At 61.8% G+C, this 11,370-nt stretch carries 8 protein-coding genes; 3 read left to right on the plus strand and 5 right to left on the minus strand.

Features of this window, described 5'->3' with window-relative positions:
• Together AC3WMR_RS04870 and AC3WMR_RS04875 are read left to right on the plus strand one after the other, a co-directional pair.
• A complete protein-coding gene (locus tag AC3WMR_RS04870) occupies nt 1-1,818 on the plus strand; it encodes a monovalent cation:proton antiporter-2 (CPA2) family protein (protein WP_492262845.1) in 1,818 nt (605 codons plus the stop codon).
• Nucleotides 1,819-2,021: 203 nt separating this feature from the next.
• Nucleotides 2,022-2,243 carry a hypothetical protein gene (locus tag AC3WMR_RS04875; protein WP_492262846.1) on the plus strand — a complete coding sequence of 74 codons (222 nt, stop codon included), beginning with the start codon at nt 2,022-2,024 and terminating at the stop codon, nt 2,241-2,243.
• A gap of 10 nt (nt 2,244-2,253) precedes the next feature.
• Here the strand turns inward: AC3WMR_RS04875 and AC3WMR_RS04880 are convergent, their stop codons facing one another.
• Nucleotides 2,254-3,399: a diguanylate cyclase domain-containing protein gene (locus AC3WMR_RS04880; protein ID WP_492262847.1), complete on the minus strand. Its 1,146-nt coding sequence runs from the start codon at nt 3,397-3,399 to the stop codon at nt 2,254-2,256.
• A gap of 119 nt (nt 3,400-3,518) precedes the next feature.
• Here AC3WMR_RS04880 and AC3WMR_RS04885 point away from each other — a divergent pair, with 119 nt between their 5' ends.
• Nucleotides 3,519-4,991 carry a sensor domain-containing diguanylate cyclase gene (locus AC3WMR_RS04885; RefSeq protein WP_492262848.1) on the plus strand — a complete coding sequence of 491 codons (1,473 nt, stop codon included), beginning with the start codon at nt 3,519-3,521 and terminating at the stop codon, nt 4,989-4,991.
• A gap of 148 nt (nt 4,992-5,139) precedes the next feature.
• Here AC3WMR_RS04885 and AC3WMR_RS04890 read toward each other — a convergent pair whose 3' ends face one another.
• The 4 genes from AC3WMR_RS04890 to rng form a co-directional block, all read right to left on the minus strand.
• Nucleotides 5,140-5,841: a DUF3053 domain-containing protein gene (locus AC3WMR_RS04890; protein ID WP_492262849.1), complete on the minus strand. Its 702-nt coding sequence runs from the start codon at nt 5,839-5,841 to the stop codon at nt 5,140-5,142.
• A gap of 343 nt (nt 5,842-6,184) precedes the next feature.
• Entirely contained in the window at nt 6,185-7,168 is a 984-nt protein-coding gene (locus AC3WMR_RS04895) for a glycosyltransferase family 2 protein (RefSeq protein WP_492262850.1), read from the minus strand.
• Nucleotides 7,147-8,592 (minus strand): glycosyltransferase family 39 protein, encoded by a 1,446-nt coding sequence (locus AC3WMR_RS04900; protein WP_492262851.1) that lies wholly within the window; start codon nt 8,590-8,592, stop codon nt 7,147-7,149. The genes AC3WMR_RS04895 and AC3WMR_RS04900 overlap by 22 nt, the downstream gene beginning before the upstream one ends.
• A gap of 122 nt (nt 8,593-8,714) precedes the next feature.
• The gene (gene rng, locus AC3WMR_RS04905) at nt 8,715-10,178 is read right to left on the minus strand and encodes a ribonuclease G (RefSeq protein ID WP_492262873.1); all 1,464 of its coding nucleotides are present in this window, start codon (nt 10,176-10,178) and stop codon (nt 8,715-8,717) included.
• Nucleotides 10,179-11,370: the final 1,192 nt, after the last annotated feature.

Genomic DNA, 11,370 nt, shown 5'->3' on the forward strand with positions numbered 1-11,370 from the left:
ATGTCCGTGCCCGCCGATGGCAACCAGCTCGTCAATGTCGTGGTCTTGCTGGGGGCGGCGGTGGTGGCCGTTCCCCTGTTCAAGCGCCTGGGCCTGGGCTCCGTCCTGGGTTACCTGGCCGCCGGCCTGGTGATCGGCCCGTTCGGCATCGGCTGGTTCTCCGATCCCAAGTCCATCCTGCACGTCGCCGAACTGGGCGTCGTGATGTTTCTCTTCATCATCGGCCTTGAAATGCAGCCGTCGCGGCTGTGGAAGCTGCGCGGCGAGATCTTCGGCCTGGGTGTTGCCCAGGTGCTGGCCTGCGGCGCGCTGCTGACCCTGGTCGGCCTGGCCGCCGGCCTGTCGGGCGCCGCGGCCTTCATGGCGGCCATGGGCTTCGTGCTGTCGTCCACCGCCATCGTCATGCAGATCCTGGCCGAGCGCGATGAAACCGCCAGCGCCCAGGGCCAGCGCATCGTCTCCATCCTGCTGCTCGAAGACCTGGCCATCGTGCCGCTCTTGGCGCTGGTGGCCTTGCTGGCGCCATCGGGCGGCGGCGAACACGGCGATCCCTGGCTGCAATCGGCCATCGCCGTCGGCTGCATCCTGGCCTTGCTGGCGGCAGGGCGCTGGCTGCTCAACCCTTTGTTCCGGCTGCTGGCCGCGGCGCAGGCCCGTGAAGTCATGACCGCCGCCGCCTTGCTGGTGGTGCTGGGGGCGGCGCTGGTCATGGAACTGGGTGGCCTGTCCATGGCCATGGGCGCCTTCCTGGCCGGCGTGCTGCTGTCCGAATCCACCTTCCGGCATCAACTCGAAGCCGACGTCGAGCCCTTCCGCGGCATTTTGCTGGGCCTGTTCTTCCTGGGCGTCGGCATGTCGCTGGACCTGTCCGCCGTGGCCCGCGAATGGCAGTTGATCCTGGCTGCGGTCGTCGTGTTCATGGGGGTCAAGTCGGTGGGCGTCTATGTGGTCGCCCGGCTGCTGCGCGCCAGCCACGCTGAAGCCCTGACCCGCGCGGCCCTCCTGGCCCAGGGCGGCGAATTCGCCTTCGTGCTGTACGGTGCGGCCGCGGCCGCCGGCATCTTCGACGCCCACTTGGCGGCGGTGCTGATCGCCGTGGTCATCATTTCGATGGCGCTGACGCCGTTGTGCGTGCTGGCCCTGCGCTGGCTGCTGCCCAAACCCGCCCCATCGATGGAAGGCGTCGACGTCGCCCAGGACCTGGACGGCTGCGCGCTCATCGTCGGCTTCGGCCGCTTCGGCCAGATCGTCACCCAGGCCATGCTCGCCCGCGGCATGAAGGTATCCATCCTGGATACCGACACCGACGCCATCCGCGCCGCCGCCAAATGGGGCGTCAAGGTGTATTACGGGGACGGTACCCGCATCGACATGTTGCGCACGGCGGGCGCCGAAAACGCCAAGGCCATCCTGATCTGTATCGACAACCCCCAGTCGATCAACCACATGGTCAAGCTGATCAAGGCCGAATTCCCCCTGGTGCAGTTGGTGGTGCGCGCCTACGACCGGATCCACTCGCTGGCGCTGGCCAAAGAGGGGGTGGATTATCAGGTCCGCGAAACCCTCGAATCGGCCCTGGCCTTCGGCGAAGCCGCGCTGCGCGTCATCGGCGTGCCGGCCGACGAGGCCGCCGAAGTCGTAGCCGACGTGCGCAAACGCGATACCGACCGCTTCGAACTCGAAGTCGCGGGCGGCCTGTTCGCCGGCCGGTCGCTGCTATACGGCAACATGACGGGGCCGGCCGATGGCAAGAACGATCAGCCCGACCGGGAAACCACGGGGCATGCTTCCCACTCAGAGCCGGGCGCGCCTGCCTGATACACAGGGCGCCGCTGTCGGCACCACGCCGCCTGTGATGGTTACCCGGGCGTAGCCCAGGGTCGCATCCGATTGAGCCATGACAGGCTTATTACGGACTCTTTGCATTACTTTACGCATCATTTCACGCGCAAGCCCGATCGGCTGAGGTAGATTGGTTTCCACGGCGCTTCGCTTTGAAGCGCGTTTGCCAGGGGGCTGCCATGCTGCAATCGGATCGTATTTCCACGACCCCACACGCTGTCGGGATGGAGCTTGCAAGGCGTCAAGCCACCACCCTGCAATGTGGGTTTTCTGCCGGCGCCATGCGCCAGCTGGTTGTATCGGCCGGGCCGGCCTGGGCGATCAGCGCCCACCGCGAAACCGACAAGGCGCGTGGGGCCAAGGCCTTTCCGTTCCGGATCGCCGCCGCCGTCGCATCCTGACGGCAAGACCCTAGAGCTGGGCCATCGCCGCCCGGCTTTTCCCGGCCGACTTCGCCAGGTACAGCGCGCGGTCGGCCGCATGCAGCACGGCGGCCGTATCGGCGCCGTGGCGCGGAATCAACGCAATACCGATGCTGCCGCCGATGAACACCGGCAGACCTTGTTGCAAATCATAGGGTTGGCGGACACTGTCGATGATGCGGTCGGAAAAGCGCCGGATGTCTTCGTCGCCGTCCAGCCGCATCAACAGCACGAATTCGTCGCCACCGATACGGCCGGCTTCCGCGCCTGGGGGCTTTAACGCCAGCAGCCGTTCGGACACCTGCTTGAGCAGCGCGTCACCGGTCCCGTGGCCATACGTGTCATTGACCGCCTTGAAGCCGTCCAGATCCAGGTACAGCACGGCGAATTCCGCCGTGCCCTGACTGGCGCGTCCCACCGCCAGGTCCAGCGCGCGAAACAGGCCATAGCGGTTCAGCAGCCCGGTCAGCGAATCCTGCCGTGCCTGGCGCTCGTTTTCGCGCTCGGCCAGCATGGTCGACACCAGCATGCGGTTCAGCCGGTACGACGCCATCGACATCGACGTCATGTACAGCGGCACCTGCACCAGCACCAGCCAGAAAATGGGTTCCTGGGTGAATAAGGCGGCCAGGGCGCACGGCCCCACGCTCAAGGCCACCATCACCGCCGACAGGCGCGGCGCACCGAAATTGCGCACGCAGATGCCGCCCACCATGGACGCGGCCGACAGGCAAGCCAGGGTGGCCGCGATCCAGTCGCCGCTGGTCAGGCTGATGAACGTGCCATAGCCCACGCTCCCCGCCCAGCCCAGCGCCAGCACCACGTACAGGTCGGTCGGCGTGGGCCGGCCCGTCAGCGCCAGGCGACGTGCCGACACCAGCACCACGATGCGCGATGCGCACACCAGTGCTTCCAGTCCCAGCCAAAGGAAAAACAGGGGCTCGGGGCGGCGCAGCGTGATCAGCGCCGCCACCAGCAGTGTATTGATGATGCCGCCGAAGAAAATCGGCAGCGAGCCGAACAACCCGCCCACCAGCGCCACCCGGATATCAGGCGGCACATTGCGCCCGGGATCCACCAGCCATTGGGTGAACCGCAGGTTAGGCAAGCTGTAAATCCTGTCCGGGGTATTCATAGATTCGTTCAATAAGGGCAGGGCGGCCGCAAGCCGCTATCTTGCCTGTCAGCTCATGCTTGCGGCATTATGACCCTAAAAAAGCACGACATCCCCCGCGATCGCGAAGGAGCGCCGTATTGAAGTCCCATGGGTTACTACATCGCAGTCTGTATGCCCTGGCGGGGCTGATTGCCGTCGGCATCTGTGCGGCCGCGGTCGCGCTGCTCTGGCTGGATCGGCGCGCCTCCTGGACCCAGGCCTACGTGTCCGCCAGCAACCTGACCGAAGTGCTGGCAGCCGATATCGGGCGCACCATCCACGTCTACGACCTGTCATTGCAGGGCGTCATCGAACGCCTGCAGGAACCGGGCATTCGCGATCTGCCACGCGCCACGCTGCACCGTTTCCTGTTCGACCGCTCGGCCAGCGCCGAATTTCTGGGCACCATCCTCATTCTGGATAGCGAGGGTAATGTTGTCTATGACTCGCAATCCATCGAACCGGCCAAGGCGAATTTCGCCGACCGCGATTTCTTCCAGGTCCATCGCGACAGCGCCGATGCCGGCATGTACGTCAGCCAGCCCTATCGCAGCCGCTTGCGCGACGGCGACGAGAGCATCGGCATCAGCCGGCGCCTGTCCAACGCCGACGGCAGTTTCGCCGGGGTCGTCACGGGATCCTTGCGGCTGGCCTTTTTCCGCGAACGGTTCGCGCGGCTGTCCCTCGGCCCGCAGGACTCGATCACCATCCTGCGCAACGACGGCGCCGTCATCGCGCGTTCGCCCTATTCGTCCACTGACCTGGGCGCCGACATTGGCCAGGCCAAGGCTTTCCAGCAATTCCTGATCCGGCGCGACGGCGCCTTCGTGGGCGCGCTGGCGCCCGACGGGGTCGAACGGCTCTATACCTTCGATACAGTGCCCGGCGCGCCGTTGATCGTCGACGTGGCGCTGGCGGTGGACCAGGTGCTCCAGCGCTGGGAGCGGCGCGCGATGCTGATCATCCCCATCACCCTCGCGCTGTTCGCATCCGTCATGGCCCAGATCGTCCTCTATCGTCGCGAAACCCGGCTGCGCCAGGAAGTCGAAAGCCAGCTCGAAAGACAAGCCCAGACCGACGGCCTGACCGGCATTGCCAACCGGCGCACCTTCGACGAAACGCTGCAGCGCGAATGGCAGAGCGCCATCCGCGAAGGCCAGCCGCTGTCGCTGCTGTTCCTGGATGCCGACCACTTCAAGCTCTACAACGATCGCTATGGCCACCAGGAAGGCGACGAATTGCTCAAGATCCTGGCGCTGACCGTGCGCGGCAAGGCGCGTCGCCCGCGCGACCTGGTGGCGCGCTACGGCGGCGAGGAATTCGTGGCGTTGCTGCCTGATACCGCGCAGGACCGCGCCGTGGAAATCGCGGAACGTATCCGCCAGGCCGTGGTCGGTCTGCACGCCCCGCATGAAGACAATGAAGGGGGCATCGTCACGGTCAGCATCGGCGTGGCGACCTGCATTCCCAAGCCAGCCGACGACGCTTCCATACTGGTCGAAACGGCTGACGCGGCGGTGTACCGCGCCAAGGAAACCGGCCGCAATCGCGTAACGGTCGCCGCGGCTTGATCCCGCGGGGCATGTCGATCCCGCCGGCAAGGGGAACACTGAAGATCCCGGGCCGGCCATGGCCGGTATGCCCGGCGCATCGCCATCAGACGGGCATGGAAAAAAGAAAGCCGCGCAAGGCGGCTTTCGGTCGGGGCAGCGGGTGAGCTTACTTGCCCATCATCACCGCTTGCAGTCGGGTCTGCGCCTGCTGCACCTTCTGTGCCTGGGCGGTCAGTTCCTGCAGCAGCTTGTTCAGCTCGGCCTGCACGGTCGGGTCCTGCACGCGCGCCACCGGGCCCGACAGGTCGATCTGCGACTTGTGCGCATCCACATAGTCGGCGATCGCCAGGCTGCTATCCAGCGTGCCGGTGATCTGCGGCAGCACTTCGCGGAAGGTGTTGGCCGGCAGGGTCACCGTCTTGTCGTAGGCCTTGTCATAGACCGCCTTGAGGTCGTCCGGCTGCTTGAGCTGGGCGCGGGCGGCATCCGCCTTGGCCTGTTCCTTGGTCAGCGCTTCGCCCATGTCCTTCAGGCCGGCCTGCACCGTCTTCAGGTCATCGCGGCGGGCGACCACGTCGTTCAACGAGCGCACCGCGCCTTTCTGCATCAGGTTGCCCATCGGCTTGACCGACGCGTCCATGCCCGAATTGAAGTCTGTGATCACCGCATATTGCGAGGCGTAGTCGCCGAACGACTTCTTCTCTTCATCCGTCAGCTTGGGCACGCGCACGCCCGGCTTGTCGACGATGCGGGTCTGCAGGAACTGCATGAACGCGGCGCGCTGTTCGGGTTCTTTGCTGCCGCAGGCGGCCAGCATCAGCGGCAAGGCGAGTGCCAGCGCAACCAACGGACGGAATAGGGATTTCATGGGGTGATTCTCCGAAAGCATAGGAAAGGGCAGGCCTCGAAAAGAGTCAGGCCAGCCCAGCCGCCGGCGAGCTTATCGGGTCATCGCTCGCCATGCCACGGGTTTCAAACTTCATTTCAATCGAAGTGCGGCGATACAAATTTCACACACATTGATGTGAAAGTTTGCGTGTTAACTGATAGAACGCCTTGCCACGTGGCCCGTAGCAGGACGACGCGTCTTCTGCGTCGCCGCCAAAAGAAAACCGCCCGAAGGCGGTGTGCGATCATGCGCGGCAGATCGGTTTCAATGTGGCCACGCGGGTCAAGCTGTTCGGCATTGAGTCCGCGTTTGGCCCCATAGGTCAAGTATCGTCCTTCTGATACCTGCCTTGGATGATGTAGATCGGACGTTGCTTCGATTCCATGTAGATTCGGCCAACGTACTCTCCCACGATCCCCACGCTGATCAGCTGTATCCCGCCAAGGAACAGAATCACGGTCAGCATCGAACTGTAGCCAGGCCAATCCACGCCATGAAACATGGTGCGCAGGATGATGTACATGGCATACAGGAACGCAGCGGCAGATATCACCAGCCCCATATAGGTCGTCAGACGCAAGGGGGCCGTGCTGAAACTGGTAATGCCTTCAATGGCGAAGTTGACCAGTTTGAATCCGCTGAATTTGGTGGTGCCCGCGACGCGCTGCTCGCGCGCATACTCGACCACCGTCGACTTGAAGCCCACCCACGCAAACAGGCCTTTCATGAATCGGCGTCGCTCGGGCAGCAGCTTGAGAGCATCCACCACGCGCCGGTCCATCAGCCGAAAGTCGCCTACGTTATCGGGAATGTTGGTGTCCGATAACTTATTGTGCACGCGATAAAAGGCGCCGGCCGTTACCCGCTTCAGGTAGCTGTCGGATGAGCGATCCGAGCGCTTGGCCAGGACCACGTCGAACCCTTGCCGCCAACGGTCCAGCATGACGCCGATCAATTGAGGCGGATCTTGCAGATCGCAATCAATCGGCACCACCACATCGCCCACGGACTCATCGACGCCAGCCGTCAGTGCGGCCTCTTTGCCGAAATTTCGGGAAAGATCAACCACGCGTACCTGATCATCCGTCTTGGACAGCGCCACCAACTTGAGCAAGGTGTCATCCTTGCTGCCATCGTTGACGCAGACCAGCTCATAGCGACGAATTCCCATTTCCGCCAGTACCTGGGTAATGGTTTCGTAGAAAAAGCTGATCGTCTCCGTTTCGTTATAGAACGGAACGACAATCGACACGAGCGGATCGGAAACCCGTGGCTGCGTAGTGGCTATTTCGGAATTGCTGCGCATTTTTCGACTTTCTCATCAGTTACGTCCGTACCCGTCATTCCATCGAAATGGAAGAACCGTTTGGCACCAGTCGCTTGGCAAAAGGCTTGGTCCAGCTCTTCTATCGGCCTCTCGACAATAACTTTGAATTTCTTGCGCCAAACCGCAATATTCAGTGCGTCACCCGGACCATAGGAAAAGAGATTGAAGTACGGCTCTACGCCGGAAACCACCACGGTGGTGTTGTCCTCGGCATCTGCCAGATGCTTCATGGCAAACTGGTACTGCGATTGAATCACCTCCGTCTTGTTCAGCGTGAAGTTGATGACTCCGTCGCGCAGTCCCGACACCGCAGGCGCCACAACCAGGAAAATTGTCAGTGCCAGTGCAATCAGTCGGCCAATCCAACCCGCTGTAAAACCCGCACCGATCACAAGCGCCATGAAAAAATGGGGGGCATACAGGTAAAGGTTATCCAAGTGCCTGGACAGCAGCAGCGTCGGTCCAAGCAGGATCGCAAAGCTGACAAACCCCCATACCACCAGCCCATTGCGGCGCCATATCGTGAGTACCATAAGGGGCACCAGGCCTGCGACGGCCACCACGATGGCGCGACGGCCTATGATGTCCGGATAGAACATGTTCAGCACGTAATGCCAGAGATTGGTCACTACGTCAATTATCGAGAAATGCGGCTTGTAGGGGTTGTCGGCCGGGATGGGCGTCTGGGCATATATCAGTAGATAGCTTGCCATGTAGGCGATGAAAATGGCGAGATAGGGCGACAGGCCGACCAGGATTTGGCGAATGCGCCGACGCTCACACAACAGGTCCATCAGGAACAACACCGCCACCAGTCCTATGGCATATTCCTTGGTTCTCAATGCCAGCAGATAAGCCAGGGCACCAGCAATATTCCACCACCAGTTGCCATCTCGGCGCAGCGCCTGCTGACGCAACAGCACGGCCAGAAGGCAAAGTGTGGCCCCCAGCAGGTCGAAGATGGCGGCTACCCAGCCCACCGAGTTGAGTGCCACAAACCATGTTGCGGAAAGGATCGCCGCAACCAAAGCACCCGTACGGGGCATGTATCGGCGAGCAATCAGGTACAGCATCACACTGTTGATGACATGCAGGAACACCAAGGCTGCCTGGAACGCCGGATAGTTCAAGCCCACCAGGTGATGCATGCCACGAATGAACAGGGCGCCGACCGGCCGGTCGTTGTATATGATCTTGGGAAAGATATTCAGGAAATCCCCAAGATCGCGAAACGCCGAAAATCCAAGCCAAGCCCAATCATCCGCTCTGAAGAAGTTGCGCGGGTCGAGCAGCCAGTAGCAGCTCCAGAGAGCGGCTGCTGCCACGACCACGATGAATAGTGCCTCGATTTTCCAGCGTGAACTAACACCTCCCGCGCTTTGACTTACCGACGTTACAGACATGGCCCAAAGTTGTGATTTTTGAAGGGGGGTAATATACCTTAACCGGGCTCTGCGCTGTCGGGGCGGACAGGTCTGCTCCCCCAAGGTTGAAACTACCTTGCGCGCCACCGCCGTCCAGATCATCAAACCAGGATGATGTCGTACTTCTCCTGCGTGTACGTGCTCTCCACTTCCAGCGAGACCCGCTTGCCCACGAAGTCTCCCAGCATCGCCAGGTGCTGGCTTTCTTCCTCCAGGAACAGATCCACCACATCCTGCGACGCCAGGATGCGGAACTCCTTCGGATTGAACTGCCGCGCCTCGCGCAGGATTTCACGCAGGATCTCGTAGCAGACCGTGCGCGGCGTACGCACATTGCCACGCGATTCGCACATGGGGCAGGGCTCGCACAACTGATGGGCCAGCGAATCGCGGGTGCGCTTGCGCGTCATCTCCACCAGGCCCAGCTGCGTGAAGCCGTTGACCGTCATGCGGGTACGGTCACGCGACAGCGCCTTCTTCAATTCGGCCAGCACGGTTTCGCGGTGCTCCTGCTCTTCCATGTCGATGAAGTCCAGGATCACGATGCCGCCCAGATTGCGCAGTCGCAGCTGGCGGGCAATCGCCTGCGCCGCTTCCAGGTTGGTCTTGAAGATGGTGTCGTCGAAATTGCGGCCGCCCACGAAGCCGCCCGTGTTCACATCCACCGTCGTCAACGCCTCGGTCTGGTCGATGATCAGATAGCCCCCCGACTTCAGGTCCACTCGCCGCGACAGCGCCCTGGCGATCTCGTCGTCCACATTGGCCGTGTCGAACAGGGGGCGCTCGCCGCTGTAATGCTGGATGCGGTCCACCACCGACGGCGTATAGACGCGAGCCCACTCCAGCATGGCCGCGGTGGTGGTGCGCGAGTCCACCAGGATCGACCCGGTCGACGGCCCCACCATATCGCGCAGCACGCGCTGCGCCAGCGTCAGGTCCTGGTGCAGCAGCGTCGGCGCCGGGCGTGTGCGGGCGGCGGCCTGCACGCTGGCCCACAGCTTGCGCAGGTACTCCAGGTCGGCCGTCAGTTCTTCGTCATTGGCGCCTTCCGCCTGCGTACGCACGATGAAGCCGCCTTTTTCCTCGGCGGGCATCAGCGCCTGCAAGCGCTCGCGCAACTGGATGCGTTCGGATTCCGAATCGATCTTCTGCGAGATGCCGATGTGCGGATCATGCGGCAGGTACACCAGCATGCGGCCGGCCATGCTGATCTGCGTCGACAGCCGGGCGCCCTTGGTGCCCAGGGGGTCCTTGACCACCTGGACCATGATGGTCTGTCCCTCGAAAAGCAGCTTTTCTATCGGGGTCGGCGTCAAGCCCTGGCTGCGCTCGCCGCGGTTCTCGCGCAGGTCCGCAATGTGGATGAACGCCGCGCGCTCCAGGCCGATATCGATGAACGCGCTCTGCATGCCCGGCAGCACCCGTACCACCCGCCCCAGATAGATATTGCCGACGTGCCCGCGCTGGATGCTGCGTTCCACGTGCAGCTCCTGCACCGATCCCTGCTCGACCAGCGCGACGCGCGTCTCGAAGGGTGTGATGTTGATCAGGATATCTTCGCTCAGCGCGATGGTTGGGGGCATGGGGGCATCTTCTCCGGAGGTGTGGGGCGCGGGCAGGGCGCCAAGGCGAATAGTAAACGTACCTATGGGCCAGGCAAGTCGATGGTTCAACTCTATCTATATATAGACAAGTTCAGCTATCTATATATAGAGAGCCAGATGAGCGCAAGTGCGCCTCTCTATATATAGGGACTGTCCTGTGCGTAGATGGCTGTCCTGGGCGGTAACCCTGGCCGTCCGCGAGTCAGGGCCGGCAGGTGTGACGGACGGGGTAGTGCGGCGCAAGCTGGCGAGGAAGGGCCCGCGGCGTATGCTGGCGGACTGGCCGGTGGACTGGCGGGGCGGTTGCTGCGGCGTCCGAAGCGGAATTCATCAAGCTTTTTGCGTCGTGCGTGTGACAACGCAAAATTCTGTGCTATAGTTTCGCTCCTTCGCAGTTCAAGCAGTTTTCTGAACCGCGAAGCCAAGCAAGTGCAACGGATCTGGATGCCTCGGCAAGACGGATTTGCCGCAGGGCTCCAAGGCGATGAGTGGGTCAGCAGTTTGTGACCTGATTCTCGAACCAGCAGTCAGCGGGTTTTGCAAAAGAGGGTGCAAATCAGGCAGAAGCCAGTTGCACAATCTGCAAAAATTGTGCTATAGTCTTGGGCTTGGCTGGTGACAGCGAATCAGGGTTTACCCGGTAGGGTGGTCTGAATCAAGTTGCTAGCTGACTGAGCGGTAACCAACCTCTGGGGTTTCCTGGGGCTGCTGGAAAGTGAAGAGATTCACCGGATAGCGGGGTTGCAAGATGGGATGCAAATTAGGCAAAAGCCGGTTGCATAATCTGCAAAAGTTGTGTTATAGTTTCAGGCTTGGCAGTTGCCGAAAAGTTAGGGTTAACCCTGATGTTTCGATAGCTGCTAGGGCGAGGCCTGAAGAGGTCGAGTGGCAAGGCAGTGAGTTTGAGTTGAAAAACGAAAGTTCGAAACGAAAACGAAGCTGACTTGACAAACGATAAAAACTTCTTCATAATCTCGTTTCTCTGCTGCAACGACAGCGACGACGCGAAAGCGAAGTTAGCCGAAGTTGAGGGCAGATGGCAGTAAGAAGTAAACGCAGTACAGAATTTAGCAGTACCGCTCTTTAACAATTAAACAACCGATAAGTGTGGGCGCTTGATGCGAGTGCAGAGTGACTTCGGTCACAAGCACAA

The organism is Achromobacter sp. FW305-C-28 (assembly GCF_058783235.1).

Excerpts from the sequence above, each read along its gene's own strand:
- AC3WMR_RS04870 (WP_492262845.1), top strand. The coding sequence starts at position 1 with ATGTCCGTGCCCGCCGATGGCAACCAGCTCGTCAATGTCGTGGTCTTG.
- AC3WMR_RS04875 (WP_492262846.1), top strand. The coding sequence starts at position 2,022 with ATGCTGCAATCGGATCGTATTTCCACGACCCCACACGCTGTCGGGATG.
- AC3WMR_RS04880 (WP_492262847.1), bottom strand. The coding sequence starts at position 3,399 with ATGAATACCCCGGACAGGATTTACAGCTTGCCTAACCTGCGGTTCACC.
- AC3WMR_RS04890 (WP_492262849.1), bottom strand. The coding sequence starts at position 5,841 with ATGAAATCCCTATTCCGTCCGTTGGTTGCGCTGGCACTCGCCTTGCCG.
- AC3WMR_RS04895 (WP_492262850.1), bottom strand. The coding sequence starts at position 7,168 with ATGCGCAGCAATTCCGAAATAGCCACTACGCAGCCACGGGTTTCCGAT.
- AC3WMR_RS04900 (WP_492262851.1), bottom strand. The coding sequence starts at position 8,592 with ATGTCTGTAACGTCGGTAAGTCAAAGCGCGGGAGGTGTTAGTTCACGC.